Here is a 17,206-nt window from a genome sequence, read left to right as displayed (position 1 = left end):
GCCAACGACCGCCAAAGTCCCCTGAGCCCTCACCAGAAATGACTGAGCCCAGGGCCGAAGCGCCTGGGCTCTGCGAGGGAAGATGCGGAAGGGGTGTCATGCCCTCCTTCCCTGCCTGGTTGCCACCCGAAAGGGTCTGACCTAGGTCTTCGAGGGTCCGTGTGTTCTGGACTTGGCATAGTTTGACCAGAGAATGCACGAATTTCAAGTTTGGAAATCAACGGCTTATGAGGGTGCTCGTGACGATTACCCGCTCTCCGGCGTTTCCAGGGGCAATTTCTCGGCTCTCTCAATTGCTGTCTTTAATTCGCACCCGGCGGAGCGGATGGCTTGGCCATACGTCCATAGATTGCTCCGGATTCCGAACACGGCAGCGACCGCTTTCTTCAGCTTGACCATCGTCTCTATGTCCACGTACGTGTCGTAGTAGACATCGCGTCCGTCGCGCTTCGGCCCCTTGTAGCGGTTCAATCGACTCCAACCCACCGTGACGACCATGTCGCACTTCGCCCAACGAGTCCCCTCTCTATGTCGGGCGGGCGCAGGGATGCATTCCAGCGGAATCTCAACGTGCCAAGGCTCGATTTCCCTTGGCGGCGTCATGCTGATCGGCACGACATGTAGCAGCTTCCCCCGTCGCTGATGCTGAGGCGACAGAACCACCACCGCGCGGGTCTTCACCATATTTCCGTCACTGGCAAGTTCCAGCTCATGCGCATTGAATTCGCACATGAGGATGGCGCCGTTGCGTGGGCTGCCATTAATGGCCATCAAGGCCTCCGTGCTCCTGGGCTGTCCTCGAAGTATAAATCGACAGTGCGGAGCGAGCGGCCATGCCAACGTCTCGTTTGCGGCTCCCTACTCAGCAAGTTCCTGCGCCCGTGACTTCCGGCGCTTCCCCCATCGCTTCGGCCCGGCGACCATCGGCGGATCGACCGCCGCCGGATGTCCGGCGGGGTGTGAACCAAGGGCCTAACATGCGTACACCTCTCGTCAGCGCGATCGCCTTCGCGCTCGCCGGTCTTTCCGCCGCCGCCGTTGCCGCGCCTGCCGCGGACGCCAGCCAGCTCGCCACGACCCAGCTGCCGCGCAGCGTGCGTCCGACGCATTACGACGTGTCCGTGGTTCCGCATGCCGAGAGGCTCGCTTTCGACGGCAAGGTGTCCATCGCCATCGACGTGCTCGAGCCCACCGCGGCCGTCACGCTCAACGCGATCGACATGACCTTCGCCGACGTGACCCTCGTCCCGGCGAAGGGCAAGGCGAAGTTCGCCGCGCCGAAGGTCTCCATCGACAATGACGCGCAGACCGCGACCTTCACCTTCGACCACGCCATTCCCGCGGGCTCGTACACCTTGTCGATGTCATACACCGGCAAGATCGGCACGCAGGCCAACGGCCTGTTCGCGATCGATTACGACACCAAGGCGGACGGCAGGAAGCGCGCGCTCTACACGCAGTTCGAGAACTCAGACGCCCGTCGCTTCATCCCGTCGTGGGACGAGCCGGCCTATAAGGCCACCTTCACGCTGAAGGCCACCGTGCCCAGCAATGAGATGGCCGTGAGCAACATGCCGGCGGCCTCGAAGAAGGACCTCGGCAACGGCCTCACCCAGGTCAGCTTCCAGCCGTCGCCGAAGATGTCCACCTACCTGCTGTTCTTCGGACTGGGCGAGTTCGATCGCGCCACGACGAAGAGCGACGGCGTGGAAATCGGCGTGATCACGCAAAAGGGCCTCACCTCGCAGGCGCAGTTCACGCTGGACTCGGGCAAGGCCGTGCTGCAGGAGTACAACGCGTACTTCGGCGTGCCGTATCCCTTGCCGAAGCTCGACAACATCGCGTCGCCGGGCCAGAGCCAGTTCTTCGCCGCCATGGAGAACTGGGGCGCGATCTACACCTTCGAATACGCACTGCTGCTCGACCCGTCCATCTCGACGCAGTCGGACAAGCAGGAAGTGTTCAACACCGCCGCGCACGAGATGGCGCACCAGTGGTTCGGCGACCTGGTGACCATGCGCTGGTGGGACGACCTGTGGCTCAACGAGGGCTTCGCCTCGTGGCTGGCCTCGCGCACCACGGAACGGCTGCATCCGGAATGGCATACCAACCTCGAAGCGGTGCTGACCCGCGAGGGCGCCATGGCGCGCGATGCCGTCGCCACTACGCATCCGGTGGTGCAGCACGTGGAAACGGTCGAGCAGGCCAGCCAGGCGTTCGATTCCATCACGTACGCAAAGGGCGAGTCGGTCATCCGCATGCTCGAGGCCTATGTCGGCGCCGACACCTGGCAGAAGGGCGTGCAGGCGTACATCAAGGCGCACAAGTACTCGAACACCGTCTCTGACGACCTCTGGAAGGAAATCGACGCGGCCGCCGGCAAGCCGGTCAGCACGGTGGCGCATGACTTCACCCTGCAGCCGGGCATCCCGCTGGTGCGCGTGGAGTCGGCGTCCTGCGCCAACGGCTCGACCACCCTCAAGCTCTCGCAGGGCGAATTCACGCGCGATCGTCCCGAAAAGAAGGCGCTTGCGTGGCACGTGCCGGTCATCGCGAAGACGATCGGCGGTGCGACCTCGTCCACGCTGCTCACGGACGGCGCCGGCACGCTCACCGTCGCCGGTTGCACGCCGGTCCTGGTGAATGCGGGGCAGAGCGGCTACTACCGCACGCTGTATGCCCCGGCACAGATGAAGGCGCTGCAGGGCGCGTTCGCGAAGCTCGACCCGATCGACCAGCTCGGCCTGACCGCCGACGTGTGGGCGCTTGGCATGGCCGGCCTGCAGCCGGCGTCCGACGTGCTCGACCTGGTGAAGGTCGTGCCGATGGACGCCTCGCCGCTCCTGTGGGAAGACGTCGCCGGCGACATGACCACGCTGGACGAGTACTACCAGGGTGATGCGAAGCGCCAGGCCACGCTGCGCAAGTACGCCATCGCGCGGCTGGCACCCAAGTTCGCGCAGGTGGGTTGGGAAGCGAAGGCGGGCGAGGAAGCGCCGGTAGCGATCCTGCGCGCCACCCTGATCCGCACGCTGGCACACCTGGGCGATGCGAAGGTCATCGCCGAGGCACGCCATCGCTACGAGACGAATGCGATGCCGGCCGAACTGCGCAAGACCATTCTTGCCGTGGTGGCGTCGCGCGCCGACGCGGCGACCTGGGACAAGCTGCACGCGGAAGCGAAGGCGGAGAAGACCCCGCTGGTGAAGGACAGGCTATACGCCCTGCTGGCCACGCCGGAAGACGAGGCACTGGCGAAGCGAGCGCTGGAACTCGCCCTGACCGACGAACCGGGCGCGACGAACAGCGCGGCGATGATTTCCGCCGTGTCCCGCGCGCATCCGGAGCTGGCGTTCGACTTCGCCGTGGCGCACAAGGACACCGTCGACCATTTCGTCGATTCGACCTCGACGGCCCGCTATTACCCGAGGCTCGCCAGCGGGTCGATGGACGTTGCCATGATCGACAAGGTCAAGGCGTTCGCCGACAAGTACATCGCCCCGACCTCGCGCCGCGACGCGGAAACCAGCATGGCCAACATCACGTACCGCGTCATGGTGCGCAAGGAACGCCTGCCCGCGGTGGATGCCTGGCTGAAGAAGAACGGCTGATGATCGTCATGGCTGCGCCGGTGGACGTTCCGACGTCCACCGTGCGCATCGTCCGCACCTATCCGCATGACCGACAGGCCTTCACCGAAGGCCTGTATTACGAGGACGGGTACCTCTTCGAAAGCACTGGCGGCTATGTCGACGCCGGCATGCGCAAGGTGCGCCTGGACACCGGCGAGGTGGTGCAGCGGCGGGAGGTGCCGCGACAGGTCTTCGGCGAGGGCATCGTCGCCAGCGGCGGCAAGATCCTGCAACTGTCCTGGCAGGCGGGCGTCGGTTTCCTGTACGACAGGATGACGTTCGCGCTGCTCGGCGAGATACGGTATCCCGGCGAAGGCTGGGCGCTGACGCGCAACGCCTCGCACCTCTTCATGAGCGACGGCTCGCCGCGCATACGCGTCCTCGACCCCGAGACATTCGCGCAGACGGGGTCGATCGACGTGACGGTGAACGGGAAACCGCTGCAGCAGATCAACGAGCTGGAGTGGGTGAAGGGCGAGATCTACGCCAATGTCTGGCAGACCTCGCGCATCGCGCGCATCGATCCATCGACCGGCCATGTCGTCGGGTGGATCGAGCTGGGCAACCTGGTCCGCCTGCAGCACGTGGACAACCCCGCCGACGACGTACTCAACGGCATCGCCTACGACGCGGCACACGACCGGCTGTTCGTGACGGGCAAGCGTTGGGATGCGGTTTACGAGATTCGGGTGTTGCTTCAGTTCGAGGCCGCGCAGGCCGCTACGAGGGCGTCGCGGAAGCAGGATGCATCCACCAGTCGCGCCGCCAGCGTGCCCTTGAAGACGTCGCCCGATCCACAGGTCGGGACGCGGTAGAGGTCCGCTTCGTCGCCATGCCTGTCGCTCCCGTGCGACACGAGGCAGCTGCGGTCGAGGGAGACCACCACCGTGCCGGCGCAAAGACGGCGGGCGAGAGCGTTGATCGTGGTGTCGTCCATGCCGGTTACCGCCTGTGCGGTGATGTCGATCGACAGGAAGCGGCCGCAGACGCGGGCGAACTCGTGCACGTCCAGCAGCAGGACGTCGGTGCTGGCAAATTCCCGCACCGACAGTCCGGGCGGCAGCGGGCCAGGGTCGAGCACGCGCAGGAGGCGCTTCGCGCCGGCCAGCTCGAGCGTGGCCGCCACGGCGTCGATGTTCGCCTCGGTGGAGGCGAGCAACACCGTCGCGGTGTCGAACAGGTCGGCCTGCGCGGCGACGAACGCCGCGTCGAGGTGGTCGTTCGCTCCGGAAGACAGCACCGATAGTGCCTGTCCCTTCGCGTCCACGACGATGGCGGTGCGACCGGTGCGAACGCCGGACACTACCTGCCAGCGAGCCACCACGTTGGCGGGCAGGCCGGACGGATCGATGGTGTCGTCCCCGATGGCGGCGACGAGACCGGCGGGCACGCCGGCGCGCGCGGCGGCGACGGCCTGGTGGAATGCCTTGCCGCCGGGGCTGCGCTCGAACTGATCGGCGTAGACCGGTTCGCCGGCGCGCGGAAGGCGTGGCGTGCGCCAGCGCTCTTCCTCGCTATAACCGCCGACGACCAGCAGGCGTACGCCGGCCATGCCTCAGAATTGCTCGAGCACGCCGGCGATGGTCGCCGTCATGAACGTGGCGATGGAGCCGCCGAGCACGGCGCGGAGGCCGAGGCGGGCGAGGTCGCCGCGACGGTTCGGCGCCAGGCCGCCAATGCCGCCGATCTGGATGGCGATGGAGGAGAAATTGGCGAAGCCGCACAGCGCGTACGTGGCGATCAGGCGGCTCTGCGGCAGCAGTTCGTCGAGGTGGCGCGCGAGGTCCGCGTAGGCCACGAATTCGTTGATGACCACCTTCTGTCCGATGAAGCTGCCGACCAGGGTGGCGTCCTGCCAGGGCACGCCGATGAGCCAGGCCACCGGGGCAAGGATCCAGCCGAAGATCGTCTCGAGGCTGAGCGTCACCGGATGGCCCATGTTGGCCGACAGCCATGCATTGACGCTGTGCTCGCCGCCGAGGGTGCCGACCCACTGCACCGGACCGTTGATCAGTGCGATCAGCGCAATGAAGGCCAGTAGCATCGCGCCGACGTTCATCGCCAGCTTGAGGCCGTCGCCCGCGCCGGTGGCCGCCGCGTCGATGACGTTGGCCGTGGTCTTCTCGACCTCGATCTTGACGGTGCCGCGGGTGAGCGGCTCCTGCGTCTCGGGCACGAGGATCTTGGCGAGCACCATCGTGGCCGGGGCGGCCATCACGCTCGCCGTGAGCAGGTGCTTGGCGTAGAACATGCGCTGCGCGGGATCGTCGCCGCCGAGCATCGCCACGTAGGCGGCCATCACCGAACCGGCGATGTGCGCCATGCCGCCGATCATGACGGTCATGAGTTCGGCCTGGGTCATCCGCTCGATATAAGGCTTGATGGTGAGCGGGGCCTCGGTCTGGCCGATGAACACGCTGGCGCAGACGCTGGTGGTCTCCGCGCCGGACACGCGCATCACCTTGGTGATCACCCACGCCATGCCCTTCACGATCTGCTGCATCACGCCGAGGTGGTAGAGCACGCCGGTGAGCGCGGCGAAGAAGACGATGGTGGGCAGGACCTTCACCGCGAAGATCACGCCGAACTTCTCGCTGTCGAGCAGGCTGCCGAAGATGAAGCGCGAGCCGACGTCGACGTAATCGAGCAGGCGCACGAAACCGGTGGCGATGGCGTCGAAGACGTCGCGGCCGAGCGGTACCTTCAATACGACGGCGGCGAAGGCGATCTGCAGGAGCACGCCGGTGGCGACGAGCTTCCAGTCGACCACACGCTTGTTGTTGGAGAAACAGAAGGCGATGCCGACGAGCACCACCAAACCGAACAGGCCAAAGAGAACGTGGCCCAGCAGACCCAGCATCGTGACTTACCCCTTGGAAGGCCGGGGGTAGCCCCGTGACCGCTTTGAAAAACGCGAGGTTACGGGAGGAGGCCTTGTGGGGCAAGGCAGGATGCGGAAAGCTGTGGTCATGAACCTCTTCCTCACCATCGCCCTCGTGCAGATCGTCGCCCTGGTTACGCCCGGCCCCGACTTCTTCTTCGTGTCCCAGCTCGCCGCCAGCCGCTCGCGGCGCGAAGCGTTCGCGGGCGTGGTCGGCATCGGACTGGGCGTCGCGGTGTGGGCGGCGCTGGCCCTGCTGGGCCTGCACCTCCTCCTGCGGCAGCTGGCCTGGCTGGAGCGCGGCATCGCCATTGCCGGCGGCGTCTACCTCTGCTGGATGGGATTCCAGATGCTCCGGGCGTCCTGGAAGGCAAAGCCGGATGCCGCCGTGCCCGTAGTCGACGTGCGTGGCTCCAGCCCCTGGCGGGCATTGCTCCGCGGCCTGGCGACCAACCTGGCCAACCCGAAGGCGGCCATCTACTTCGCCTCGATCTTCTCGGCTTTCGTCGGTGAAGGCATGTCGGCGGGCGCGCGCTGGGGCCTCTGGGCCATGGTCACGCTGGAGACCATGCTGTGGTTCTCCGTGGTGGCGGGGATTTTCGCCCTGCCGGCCATGCGCCGGGGCTACGTGCGCGCCAGCCGCTGGATCGACGGCGGTGCCGGCGCGATCTTCGCCCTGTTCGGGCTGCACCTGATCTTCGGCCGCCGCTCGGCCTGACGACGGGCGCTAAGGCAGCTGGCCCTTGTCCAGGTTGCGGGTGACCTGGGCGAGGCTCTCGGCGAGTACCGCCGGCTGGTCCACGCCCTCGAGGGCGGCCCGTGCGAGGTCGGCCACCAGGGCCCGCACCCGCTCGGCCATCCGCTTGCCGGCCGTGGTCAGCACGATGTCGACCAGTCGGCGGTCATGCTCGTTGCGCTCGCGCAGCATCAGCCCGCGCTCGATGCCCGCGTCCACCGCATGGGTGACCGTGCTGGCATTGACGCCGCAGGCGGTGGCGAGTTCGGTGGAGATCATGCTGCCGCGAAGGGCGAGCAGGAGCAGCATGTCGCTTTGCAGCGCGGTGAGACCGAACTCCCGCTGGGCACGCCGGCCCACGGCGTCGCGCAGGCGCGACCCGGCCAGCATGAGGTCGCGTCCCAGCCCGAGGGCGGAAGCCGTGTTGTCGTCGTTACCCATGCTCAGTCCGCCGCGCGTCGCCAGGCTCCCGGCGGCATGCCGACGGTACGGGTAAACACACGGGTAAAGTGGCTTTGTTCGGCAAATCCGCACGCCAGGGCGATATCCGCCAGCGACAGCGTCGTGTCGCGCAGGAGCTCCCGGGCACGGTCGATGCGCCGGTCCAGCAGCCAGCGGTGCGGCGGCTTGCCCATGCTGCGGCGGAAGGCGCGGGAAAAATGGTTGACGGAGAGCCCGCAGGCCTCCGCCACGGCCGCCACCGGGAACGACTGGTCCAGCCGCTCGTCCATATAGGCGATGGCGCGGCGTTCCTGCCAGGTGGCGAGCCCGCCGCGCGGCGTGGCGCCGTCATCGCGCGGCGCCGGGCAGCCGAGGATGGCCCGGAGGGCCAGGGCCACGTGGGCGAGCAACGGGGTGTTGGGCGCCTCCGCGCGGAGGCTTTCGAACAGCACCTGGGCCAGTGAACGCACGGCCGGCGGGTGCTCGGCCTCGACATCGCCGGCCGCCTGCCGACGGAACAGGATCGCGCCGGCACCCTCGGCGTCGGCCGCGCAGGCCGCCCGGTAGACCAGGAGCAGGTCGTTGGCCGCGTTGTCGAGCGGAATCTCGGTCAGCTGCGCCCTTCCGCGGAGGTCTTCCACGAGGCTGCTGTTCCCCCGGCGGTCGCCTCGGTCGATGGCGGCGGAGCGCTGGGACAGGTCGACGATCACCGTGGGAAAGTGGGCACGGTGGCTGCTGCAGGCGGGTTCGGCGCGGTACATGGGGCCGATCCTTTCGCGGTATCGGAGGAGGATCGAAGCATTGCGCATGCAAGGATCGTCACCTACCCCCTTAAGAGGTAGCGGCCTCACATCTCGTCGATTTCCTTTCGGTCGAGGATGTAGCCCAACCCGCCTTCGCGGAACCAGCGGTAGCCGTAAGGCTCCAGGATGATCCGGTGGCGGCCTTTCTCCTCCGGCTCGCTGTGGTCGTCCGACAAGAGGTTGGTCAGGCGATCCGGGCCTTCGAAGGCCGCCTCGGTCGGTGCGTCGGCGAGGTTGTGCAGGAAAAGCACCGCATTGCCCCGCCACGTGTAGCGCAGCATCAGCACCGCGTTGTCGTCGAGGGGCAGCACCTCGAAGTCGCCCCAGGAGACCTCGGGTATCTCCTTGCGCATGCGGATGATCCGCTCCATCCAGTTGAGCAGCGATCCCGGATCGCGCCGCTGCTGCGCGACGTTGACGTGGGAGTATCCGAAGGGTCCCTCGGAGATCACCGTCTTGCCGCCGCTGCGGACCCGGGTGAAGCCGGCGAAGGCTTCCGTGGACCATTGCATCGGCGTCCGCGCGCCCTCCCGTTCGGGAAGCGAGAGGTCGTCGCCCATGCCGATCTCGTCGCCGTACCGGAGCACCGGCGTACCGGGCAGGGTGAAGAGCAGGCTGTAGGCCAGTTCGAGGCGGCGCCGGTCGTTGCGCAGCATCGGCGCGAGGCGCCGGCGGATGCCTCGGTCGTAAAGCTGCATGTCCTTCTCGGGGCCGAACTCGGCGAAGACACGCTCACGCTGCGCCGGCGTCAGGCGGCCCAGGTCGAGCTCGTCGTGGTTGCGCAGGAACTGCGCCCATTGCGCCGTCGCCGGTCGCGGCCGGGTCTTTTGCAAGGCGCCGGCCAACGAGCGCACGTCGCTGGAGGCCAGCGCATGGAACAGGTGCTGGTTCACCTGGAAGTTGAACATCATCTGCAGGCGGTCGCCGTCGTCGCCGAAATACTCCATGTCGTCGCGCGGCAACACGTTCGCCTCGCCGAGGATCACCGCATCGCCCTGGCGCCACTGGAGTAGCTCACGGAAGCTGCGCAGCATGTCGAACTGTTCCTTCGGACGCTTCACGTCCGCGCCCTTGGTCGAGATGACGAAAGGCACGGCGTCCATGCGGAATCCGGATACGCCGAGTTGTGTCCAGAAGCCCATGATCTTCAGGATTTCCGCCTGCACGTAAGGGTTGGATGTGTCGAGGTCCGGCTGGAAGTCGTAGAAGCGATGGAAGTACCAGGCCTTCGCGGTCTTCTCGTAGGTCCAGGTGCTTTTCTGCACGCCCGGGAAAACCATGCCTTCGTTCGCGTTGTCCGGCCGCGTCTTCGCCCAGACGTACCAGTCGCGGTACTTCGATGACGGGTCGCGACAGGCTTCGCGGAACCAGGGGTGGCGGTTGGAGGTATGGTTCACCACCAGGTCGATCAGCACGCGCATGCCGCGCTGGCGCGCCGCGTGGGTGAACTCGACGAAGTCGCCCAGGGTGCCGTAGCGGGGATCGACGTTGTAGTACTCGGCGATGTCGTAGCCACCGTCCTTGCCCGGCGAGGTCTGGAACGGCATGAGCCATAGCGCTGTCACGCCCAGTCCCTGCAGGTAGGCCAGGCGCCGGCCGAGCCCCTGGAAATCGCCGACGCCATCGCCGTTGGAGTCCTGGAAGGATCCGACAGAGAGGCAATAGACGATGGCGTTCTTGTACCAGAGGTCGTTGATCATGACGGCATCCGGAGCTGTGTGGTGCAGAGAGGCTAGGCGAGAGCGTGTGAAGGCATTTCGTACACGCGGGGCAGGCGAGGCTAGCGGGCACTTCCACAGGTTGCAGAGGAGAGGTCGTGGAACGTTCGTGGTGGCGCGATGGCGTCGTGTACCAGGTCTACCCACGCTCGTTCGCCGACGCGAACGGCGATGGGATCGGCGACCTCGCCGGCATTCGCTGCAAACTGGCCTACCTGGCCGACCTCGGCGTCGACGCGCTGTGGATCTCGCCGATCTACCCCTCGCCCATGGCCGACTTCGGCTACGACGTCAGCGACTATCGAGGCATCGACCCGCTGTTCGGGGATATCGCCGGCATGGACGCGCTGATCGCCGATGCCCACGCACTGGGACTGAAGGTCATCCTCGACTTCGTGCCCAACCACAGTTCGGACGAGCATCCCTGGTTCCGGGAAAGCCGCCGGTCGCGCGACAGCGTCTTTCGCGACTGGTACATCTGGCGCGATCCGGCGCCGGACGGCGGGCCGCCGAACAACTGGTTGTCGAACTTCGGCGGGAGCGCCTGGACGTTCGATCCGTCGACAGCGCAGTACTACCTGCACCTGTTCCTCGACAAGCAACCCGACCTCAACTGGCGCCATCCGGTGCTGCGCGAGGCGATGTACGAATCGATGCGCTTCTGGATGCGTCGCGGCATCGACGGCTTTCGCGTCGATGTCATCTACCACGTGCTGAAGGACGCGGCCTTCCGCGACAATCCTCCCAATCCCGCGTTCCGCGAAGGCATCGATGCGGAGGCGCATCGCTTCCTCCCGCTGCACACGGCGGACCTGCCGGAGACGCAGGGTATCGTCGCCGCCATGCGTTCGGTGGTGGACGAGTTCCCGGATCGCGTCCTGATCGGCGAGCTTTACCTGCCGCTCGAGCGCATCGTCGCCTACTACGGCGAGAACCTCACCGGGGCGCACCTGCCGTTCAATTTCCTGCTCATCGGCACGGATTGGGACGCGCCGACCATCGCTGGCCTGATCAAGCGTTACGAGGCGGCCCTGCCGGTGGGCGGATGGCCGAACTGGGTACTGGGCAACCACGACAAGCCGCGCATCGCGTCGCGGATCGGCGCGGCGCAGGCGCGTGTCGCGGCCATCCTCTTGTTGACCCTGCGTGGGACGCCGACGATGTACTACGGCGACGAGATCGGCATGCACGACGTACCGATCCCGTTCGAGGAAGTGCGCGATCCCTTCGAGCTCAACGAACCGCACAAGGGCCTCGGCCGGGATCCGCAGCGGACGCCCATGCGCTGGTTCCCCTGCGCCGGGGCCGGCTTCACGCGGGGCAAGCCGTGGCTGCGCCTCGGGGACGACGTGGCCACGTGCAACGTGGCGACGCAAGCGGACGATCCTGGCTCGATGCTGTCGTTGTACAAGGCGTTGCTGCGCCTCCGGAAGGAGACGCCGGCGCTGTGCCGGGGCGACATCAACGTACTAGCCGCAAGCGACGCCGTACTTGCGTACGCGCGCATTGGCGAAGGGCAAAGGTGCGTGGTGATCCTCAACTTCACCGACGCCCCGGCACCGTTGCCCGCTCCGGAACCGGAAGGTGCCGTCGTCCTCTCCACGCACGGCGACGACACCCGCGGCATATTGCGCGCCAATGAGGCGAGAATTTACGAGGGATGAGCCTTCCCACAACCTCACAACAACCAGCGAAGGAGGGCCGCGACGGCGATGACCACGGCTGCCACCATGACGACGTGGCGCAGGTAGGCGCCACCCGATACGCCGCCGTCATAACTCGCGTCGTCATAGTCGTGCGACGCGTCGCGCGGATGGCGAACGAAGGGCAGGCGAAGGCGTTTGCGGCGTTTGGGTGACATGTCCGATGCTGGCGCTAAGAGCGTATGCCCTGGGTAGAGAGAGCGGGGCGCGCCGTCATGAGGCTACCCTGGACGTGTTCTTCAGTGCTTCCAGGATCTCCGGTCCGCGGACGTCGATGTGGTCCAGGTTGTTCACGTAGAAACGCACGAACGGGGCTTCCGCGTCCTTGGGCATCCACGGTTTCGCCCAGACGAACGCCACGCAGTAACCGTCCGACTCCGCGATGAGCTTGTCCAGCCGTGCGCGCAGCAGCTTGCGCACGGGGTAGGCGTCGATGTCCTTTGTCGTGAGGGTGATGGTCGGACGCAGCTCCGCGTCGCCATGGCGAAAGGGCCGCGAGAAGCGCAGGTAATAGCCGCCTTCCTTCGTCGCGCGGATGGACGCGGTGCCCCACCACACGGCGCGGGTGCCGAGCAGGTCGGCCACCTTCTGCCGGTAGATGTTCCGGAACAGCGCTTCATAGGTCGTGGTGTCGCCGCCGATCTCCACGGCGGCCTGGTCCAGGTCCTTGTCGCGGCGGTGCTCCAGGAACTTCTGCACCAGCGAGGACAGGCGGTAATAGTGGCTCGCTCGCGGTGCGAGGCCCCCGGTGGGCGATGTCCGGACGCGACGCGCGGGCGTCGTGGCGGTCGCGGGCGACGCCGTACCCGCGCCGGCGCGGAAATGTCCCTCCGGCCGCTCGGCCTCGAACACGTCCGCCTGCTTCGCCGCCTTCGCTTCCCCGCGCCCGTGTGCCACTTCGCAGCTTTCTGCGTGGTCTTCGAGGCGGTACGAGCGGAAGTACGGCCGGATGCGCAGGTTCTGCTCCGGCTTGTCGAGGCAGGCGCAGATCAGCGGCGCCGAGCAACCCGTACCGACGCAGGTAAAGCGGGCGTCGCGTGCGAGCAGGTCGGCCCAGAAGAGCTCATAGGCGCGCTCGGCGGTAAGGCGTTCATCGCGGTCGGGGAGGGTGGCTTCTTCGATCGACACGTCGTGGCCCGGGCTGGTTTCCGCAGACTGTACCGCGACGCCGGCCCGGTGGCAGGAACGGCGCGCGTCGTGCAGGCCCCACACACGTGGCTTCGACGGCAGGGTTCCTACATTGACGGTTTCCCCGGCGGAGTACGCGACCATGGCCAAGGTGCTTGTCCTTTACTACTCGACCTACGGTCATATCGAGAAGATGGCCGAGGCGGTCGCCGATGGAGCCCGTGACGCGGGCGCTACCGTCGACATCAGGCGCGTCCCGGAACTGGTCCCCGAGGAGACGGCGAGGAAAGCCAACTTCAAGCTCGACCAGCCCGCACCGGTGGCACAGGTGGACGACCTGCCCAACTACGACGCCATCATCATCGGCACGGGCACGCGTTACGGGCGCATGAGCTCGCAGATGGCCAACTTCCTCGACCAGACCGGCCCGCTGTGGGCCCGCGGCGCGCTCAACGGCAAGGTCGGGGGCGCCTTCGCCTCGACCGCGACCCAGCACGGCGGCCAGGAAACCACGCTGTTTTCGATCATCACCAACCTGATCCACCTGGGCATGATCCCCGTGGGTCTGCCTTACTCCTTCCAGGGGCAGTCCCGGCTCGACGAGGTCACCGGTGGCACCCCTTACGGCGCGACCACCATCGCCGCCAGCGACGGCTCCCGCCAGCCCAGCGGTACCGAACTCGCCGGCGCACGCTTCCAGGGCAAACACATCGCCGAGATAGCTACCCGCTTGTTCGGCTAGGCCTCCTGCCAGCGCGAGCGCCGCCACTGGCTGGGGCTCTGTCCGACCAGGCGGCGGAACAGGTTGCACAGGTGGGCCTGGTCGGAAAGCCCGCAAGCGAGGGCGATCTGGCTCAGGGGTTCGCGGGTCTGCAACATCAGGGTCTGGGCGCGCTCGACGCGCCGGGCCATGATGTAGGCATGCGGCGGATCGCCGAAGCTGTCCTTGAAGGCCCGGCAGAAATAGCTGCTGGACAGGCCGGCGATGGCGGCGAGCTGGTCGATGGTGATCGAATAGCCGAGGTTCTCCTCGACGTGCGCGGCGACCCTGCGGGCCTGCCAGGGGGCCAATCCGGCACCCACGCGGCGGCGCGGAAGCGGCGGCGGCATGGCGGGAGCCTGTTCGCGCTCGAGGAGGGCGGCTACCCTTGCCACGCAGGCGCGGGTGGTGGCGAGGTCGGTCTCGGCGGCGGTCAGCGCCTTTTCGAGCAGGCGGGTAACGTTTCCATCCTCTTCCGTGACGGGAAGGGAAAACGGCGGCATGCCATGCACGACCCCGGGGGAATTCAGTTCGATGCGCATCTGCGTCTGCTCCGTGGCTGCTGGTGATGGGCGGGACTGCCCAGGACGAGGAGCCTATGCGCGATGCGGAGCGGGCTGAATTCTACATTCGGTCGGGGCGGTCCATACCAAAGGGTTAGTCGGTGCCACGTGGATTTCTTGTAGCGTCCGTACCGTAACGGTCAAAAACCATCACCGGCGTGCAAGACGCGTGCACCGGGTTCCGAAACACTCCACGCTCATTCTGTACAAGACATCGACTTCGACTCGCCCGATGGCACGATTCCGACCCCTGCAAAGCCAAGCCTACGCCCCCGAGACGCGTCCTCGGCGACTGGTGGCGGGCGTGTTGATGGCCGCCGGTGGGTTGCTGGCGCTGGGTGTTTTCCTCGTGGATACGTTCACGCCGCTGCAAAGCGCGGTCGCGGTGGTCTACGTGGTGGTCATCCTTCTGGTGGCGGCAAGCGGAAGCCGGCGCGCGATCGTCGGTGCAACGGTGGGGTGCATGCTGCTCACCGCCGTCGCCTATGGGCGCGGCCATGGTGTTCCTGTCATGGATGCTTCGCTGCTGCGCTGCGCCGTCAGCCTCGGCGCCATCGCCATCACCGGCGTGCTCGCCCTGCGCAACCGCGAGCGCATGCTCACGATCGCCGGGCAGGCCCGCCTGATCGAGCTCACCCACGATTCGATCTTCGTCCGCGACACGGACGACGTCATCGTGCTGTGGAACGGCGGCGCCGAGCAGCTCTATGGCTGGACGGCACAGGAAGCGCTGGGGCGGCGGGCGAGCGACCTCCTCGGTACGGCCTTCCCCGGCGACCATGTCGAGGCGGAGGCCGAGCTCTTCGGCACAGGCCGCTGGGAGGGCGAAGTCTTCCAGCGCCATCGCGACGATCGGATCGTCATCGTCGAGGCGCGTTGCGCGCTGTTGCGCGACGAGTACGGAAAGCCTCGCGCGATCCTCGAGGCCGGTACGGACGTCACGGGTCGCCGGGCCGCCGCGGCCGCGCTGGCGGAAAGCGAACGTCGTTATCGCAGCATGTTCGAAAACTCGCGCTTCTGCTTCTGGGAACAGGATTACTCGCTGGTGATGGAGCGTGTGCGCACCCTGCGCGAGGCGGGCGTGACCGACCTGACCGCGTACCTCGAGGCGCATCCGGAGTTCGTCAGCGAGGCGACCGCCCTCACGCCGATCGTCGACGTGAACCAGGCGACGGTGCGGATGCTGGGCGCGCGGCGGCGCGAGGAACTCATCGGCCCCCTGGCCCGCGTGCTCGCGCCGTCGAAGCGCACCTTCGCGCGGGTGCTCGCGACGATCGAAGGGGGCGGCGTCGCCGAGGGTGAAACGCAGCTCATGAACCTGGACGGCGAGCGGCTCACGGTGCTCTTCGCGCTCAACATGCCGCTGGGACCCACGCGCTACGATCGCGTCCTCATCAGCGTGGTGGACATCACAGACCGCAAGCGCGCGGAGCGCGCCTTGATCGCGGTGCAGGCGGAACTGGCCCAGGCGGCCCGCGTCACCGCACTGGGCGAGATGAGCGCGTCGATCGCGCACGAGGTGAACCAGCCGCTGGCGGCCATCGTGACGCACGGCGAGGCGAGTCTGCGCTGGCTGCGCCGCCCCGACCCGGACCTCGATGAGGCGTGCGACGGCATCGAGCGCGTGGTGCGCGATGCGCGCCGGGCGAGCGAAGTGGTGCATCGCGTGCGCAGCCTCGCGAGCAAGGAGCCTCGCCAGCACGTCCGCGTCGACTTCGCGTCACTGGTCGACGAATGCGCGCAACTGCTCGACGGGGAACTCGTGCAGCATCGCATCGCGTTGTCCGTGGACATCGGTCGCGACACCCCCATGCCCCGTGGCGATCGCGTGCAGTTGCAACAGGTCGTCGTGAACCTCATGGCGAACGCGATCCGGGCCATGTCCGACGCCCCCCATGCGCGGCGCCTGTACATACGCGCATGCGCCGACGCCATCGACGGCCTGCTGGTCGAGGTGGAAGACAACGGCACGGGCATTCCCGAGCACATCGCCCCGCAGTTGTTCGATGCCTTCGTCACCACCCGCGGCGATGGGATGGGCATGGGCCTGGCTATCTGCCGCTCGACGGTGGAATCGCATGGTGGCCGCCTATGGGCGACGAACCGCCCCGGCGGGGGCGCGACCTTCCACTTCACGCTGCCCGTCGCGATGGCGGTGGAGGCGCGGGCATGACGCGCGCCATCGCCTCCAGTCCGGCGCTCGCGCCGACCGTGTGCGTCGTGGACGACGACGCTTCGATTCGCGACGCCCTGTCCTCGTTGTTCCGCTCCGTCGGCCTGGCCGTGGCCACCTTCGGAAGCGCCGCCGATTTCCTCGCCCGCGAACGCGCGGACGCTCCGGGTTGCCTCGTGCTCGACGTACGCCTGCCGGGTGTCAGCGGCCTGGACTTCCAGGCGCAGCTTGCCGCGATGGACAACCGCCTGCCGATCATCTTCATGACCGGGCATGGCGACATTCCGATGTCGGTGCGCGCGATGAAGGCCGGCGCCGTGGATTTCCTCGCGAAACCCTTCCGCGACCAGGACATGCTGGACGCCGTGTCCAGCGCGATCGAGCGCGATGCCGCCAACCGGCGCGACGCCTTGGCCCTCGACGCCTTGCGCGGCGCCTATGCCTCGCTCACGCCACGCGAGCGCGAAGTGATGGCGCACGTGACGAACGGCCTCATGAACAAGCAGGTGGGGGCGCTGCTCGGCTTGTCGGAAATCACCGTGAAGATCCATCGCGGCAACGTCATGCGCAAGATGCGGGCGAAGTCGCTGGCGGAACTGGTAAAGCAGGCCGAAGCGCTGGCCATCCGCCCTTGAGCCGCGTCCCGGCGCCGCCGCACACTTCCGTAT

General features: G+C 67.1%; 16 protein-coding genes. 7 read left to right on the top strand and 9 right to left on the bottom strand.

Annotated features, from left to right (window positions below; genetic code table 11):
- Positions 1–246: 246 nt before the first annotated feature.
- Positions 247–771 carry a type II toxin-antitoxin system PemK/MazF family toxin gene (locus ACQKIE_RS16755; RefSeq protein ID WP_427461198.1) on the bottom strand — a complete coding sequence of 175 codons (525 nt, stop codon included), beginning with the start codon at positions 769–771 and terminating at the stop codon, positions 247–249.
- A gap of 206 nt (positions 772–977) precedes the next feature.
- Here ACQKIE_RS16755 and ACQKIE_RS16750 point away from each other — a divergent pair, with 206 nt between their 5' ends.
- Together ACQKIE_RS16750 and ACQKIE_RS16745 are read left to right on the top strand one after the other, a co-directional pair.
- Positions 978–3,611: a M1 family metallopeptidase gene (locus ACQKIE_RS16750; RefSeq protein WP_427461196.1), complete on the top strand. Its 2,634-nt coding sequence runs from the start codon at positions 978–980 to the stop codon at positions 3,609–3,611.
- Positions 3,611–4,447 (top strand): glutaminyl-peptide cyclotransferase, encoded by an 837-nt coding sequence (locus ACQKIE_RS16745; protein ID WP_427461194.1) that lies wholly within the window; start codon positions 3,611–3,613, stop codon positions 4,445–4,447. The genes ACQKIE_RS16750 and ACQKIE_RS16745 overlap by 1 nt, the downstream gene beginning before the upstream one ends.
- Here ACQKIE_RS16745 and ACQKIE_RS16740 read toward each other — a convergent pair.
- On the bottom strand, positions 4,330–5,184 hold the full coding sequence (locus ACQKIE_RS16740) for a PfkB family carbohydrate kinase (RefSeq protein ID WP_427461192.1): 855 nt from the start codon (positions 5,182–5,184) through the stop codon (positions 4,330–4,332). The genes ACQKIE_RS16745 and ACQKIE_RS16740 overlap by 118 nt on opposite strands.
- Before the next feature lie 3 nt (positions 5,185–5,187).
- Positions 5,188–6,492 carry a NupC/NupG family nucleoside CNT transporter gene (locus ACQKIE_RS16735; RefSeq protein WP_427461190.1) on the bottom strand — a complete coding sequence of 435 codons (1,305 nt, stop codon included), beginning with the start codon at positions 6,490–6,492 and terminating at the stop codon, positions 5,188–5,190.
- A 109-nt stretch (positions 6,493–6,601) separates the two neighbouring features.
- On the opposite strand from ACQKIE_RS16735, the gene ACQKIE_RS16730 reads away from it, so the two are divergent.
- Positions 6,602–7,231 carry a homoserine/threonine efflux transporter gene (locus tag ACQKIE_RS16730; protein WP_427461188.1) on the top strand — a complete coding sequence of 210 codons (630 nt, stop codon included), beginning with the start codon at positions 6,602–6,604 and terminating at the stop codon, positions 7,229–7,231.
- Between the two features lie 9 nt (positions 7,232–7,240).
- Here the strand turns inward: ACQKIE_RS16730 and ACQKIE_RS16725 are convergent, their stop codons facing one another.
- The 3 genes from ACQKIE_RS16725 to ACQKIE_RS16715 all read right to left on the bottom strand — a co-directional run bounded on the left by ACQKIE_RS16725 (position 7,241) and on the right by ACQKIE_RS16715 (position 10,193).
- Positions 7,241–7,690 (bottom strand): MarR family winged helix-turn-helix transcriptional regulator, encoded by a 450-nt coding sequence (locus tag ACQKIE_RS16725; RefSeq protein WP_427461186.1) that lies wholly within the window; start codon positions 7,688–7,690, stop codon positions 7,241–7,243.
- Positions 7,691–7,692: 2 nt separating this feature from the next.
- Positions 7,693–8,451 (bottom strand): helix-turn-helix domain-containing protein, encoded by a 759-nt coding sequence (locus ACQKIE_RS16720; protein ID WP_427461184.1) that lies wholly within the window; start codon positions 8,449–8,451, stop codon positions 7,693–7,695.
- 86 nt (positions 8,452–8,537) lie between these two features.
- Positions 8,538–10,193 (bottom strand): alpha-amylase family protein, encoded by a 1,656-nt coding sequence (locus ACQKIE_RS16715; protein ID WP_427461182.1) that lies wholly within the window; start codon positions 10,191–10,193, stop codon positions 8,538–8,540.
- Positions 10,194–10,309: 116 nt separating this feature from the next.
- On the opposite strand from ACQKIE_RS16715, the gene ACQKIE_RS16710 reads away from it, so the two are divergent.
- Positions 10,310–11,875, top strand: coding sequence for an alpha-amylase family glycosyl hydrolase (locus ACQKIE_RS16710; protein WP_427461180.1), 1,566 nt, complete (start codon positions 10,310–10,312; stop codon positions 11,873–11,875).
- 14 nt (positions 11,876–11,889) lie between these two features.
- Here the strand turns inward: ACQKIE_RS16710 and ACQKIE_RS16705 are convergent, their stop codons facing one another.
- Both ACQKIE_RS16705 and ACQKIE_RS16700 read right to left on the bottom strand, forming a co-directional pair.
- Positions 11,890–12,072, bottom strand: coding sequence for a hypothetical protein (locus ACQKIE_RS16705; protein WP_427461178.1), 183 nt, complete (start codon positions 12,070–12,072; stop codon positions 11,890–11,892).
- A gap of 55 nt (positions 12,073–12,127) precedes the next feature.
- Complete coding sequence (locus ACQKIE_RS16700) at positions 12,128–13,192, bottom strand: hypothetical protein (RefSeq protein ID WP_427461176.1); 1,065 nt, start codon at positions 13,190–13,192, stop codon at positions 12,128–12,130.
- On the opposite strand from ACQKIE_RS16700, the gene wrbA reads away from it, so the two are divergent.
- Entirely contained in the window at positions 13,185–13,784 is a 600-nt protein-coding gene (gene wrbA, locus ACQKIE_RS16695) for an NAD(P)H:quinone oxidoreductase (RefSeq protein WP_427461174.1), read from the top strand. The genes ACQKIE_RS16700 and wrbA overlap by 8 nt on opposite strands.
- On the opposite strand, the gene ACQKIE_RS16690 is transcribed toward wrbA, so the two are convergent.
- Positions 13,781–14,344, bottom strand: coding sequence for a helix-turn-helix domain-containing protein (locus ACQKIE_RS16690; protein WP_427461172.1), 564 nt, complete (start codon positions 14,342–14,344; stop codon positions 13,781–13,783). The genes wrbA and ACQKIE_RS16690 overlap by 4 nt on opposite strands.
- A gap of 253 nt (positions 14,345–14,597) precedes the next feature.
- On the opposite strand from ACQKIE_RS16690, the gene ACQKIE_RS16685 reads away from it, so the two are divergent.
- On the top strand, positions 14,598–16,538 hold the full coding sequence (locus ACQKIE_RS16685; protein WP_427461170.1) for a PAS domain-containing sensor histidine kinase: 1,941 nt from the start codon (positions 14,598–14,600) through the stop codon (positions 16,536–16,538).
- Positions 16,535–17,173, top strand: coding sequence for a response regulator transcription factor (locus tag ACQKIE_RS16680; protein WP_427461168.1), 639 nt, complete (start codon positions 16,535–16,537; stop codon positions 17,171–17,173). Before ACQKIE_RS16685 ends, ACQKIE_RS16680 begins: the two co-directional genes overlap by 4 nt.
- Positions 17,174–17,206: the final 33 nt, after the last annotated feature.

The sequence above is a fragment of the Luteibacter sp. NPDC031894 genome (genome assembly GCF_050273135.1).
Lineage (GTDB): Bacteria > Pseudomonadota > Gammaproteobacteria > Xanthomonadales > Rhodanobacteraceae > Luteibacter.
Note: the sequence above shows the minus strand (reverse complement) of the source record. Positions and strands in the feature narration are given on the sequence as shown.

What these genes read in the sequence shown, in the direction of transcription:
- ACQKIE_RS16755 (WP_427461198.1), bottom strand. Translation starts at nt 771, where the DNA reads ATGGCCATTAATGGCAGCCCACGCAACGGCGCCATCCTCATGTGCGAA.
- ACQKIE_RS16750 (WP_427461196.1), top strand. Translation starts at nt 978, where the DNA reads ATGCGTACACCTCTCGTCAGCGCGATCGCCTTCGCGCTCGCCGGTCTT.
- ACQKIE_RS16745 (WP_427461194.1), top strand. Translation starts at nt 3,611, where the DNA reads ATGATCGTCATGGCTGCGCCGGTGGACGTTCCGACGTCCACCGTGCGC.
- ACQKIE_RS16740 (WP_427461192.1), bottom strand. Translation starts at nt 5,184, where the DNA reads ATGGCCGGCGTACGCCTGCTGGTCGTCGGCGGTTATAGCGAGGAAGAG.
- ACQKIE_RS16735 (WP_427461190.1), bottom strand. Translation starts at nt 6,492, where the DNA reads ATGCTGGGTCTGCTGGGCCACGTTCTCTTTGGCCTGTTCGGTTTGGTG.
- ACQKIE_RS16730 (WP_427461188.1), top strand. Translation starts at nt 6,602, where the DNA reads ATGAACCTCTTCCTCACCATCGCCCTCGTGCAGATCGTCGCCCTGGTT.
- ACQKIE_RS16725 (WP_427461186.1), bottom strand. Translation starts at nt 7,690, where the DNA reads ATGGGTAACGACGACAACACGGCTTCCGCCCTCGGGCTGGGACGCGAC.
- ACQKIE_RS16720 (WP_427461184.1), bottom strand. Translation starts at nt 8,451, where the DNA reads ATGTACCGCGCCGAACCCGCCTGCAGCAGCCACCGTGCCCACTTTCCC.
- ACQKIE_RS16715 (WP_427461182.1), bottom strand. Translation starts at nt 10,193, where the DNA reads ATGATCAACGACCTCTGGTACAAGAACGCCATCGTCTATTGCCTCTCT.
- ACQKIE_RS16705 (WP_427461178.1), bottom strand. Translation starts at nt 12,072, where the DNA reads ATGTCACCCAAACGCCGCAAACGCCTTCGCCTGCCCTTCGTTCGCCAT.
- wrbA (WP_427461174.1), top strand. Translation starts at nt 13,185, where the DNA reads ATGGCCAAGGTGCTTGTCCTTTACTACTCGACCTACGGTCATATCGAG.
- ACQKIE_RS16690 (WP_427461172.1), bottom strand. Translation starts at nt 14,344, where the DNA reads ATGCGCATCGAACTGAATTCCCCCGGGGTCGTGCATGGCATGCCGCCG.
- ACQKIE_RS16685 (WP_427461170.1), top strand. Translation starts at nt 14,598, where the DNA reads ATGGCACGATTCCGACCCCTGCAAAGCCAAGCCTACGCCCCCGAGACG.
- ACQKIE_RS16680 (WP_427461168.1), top strand. Translation starts at nt 16,535, where the DNA reads ATGACGCGCGCCATCGCCTCCAGTCCGGCGCTCGCGCCGACCGTGTGC.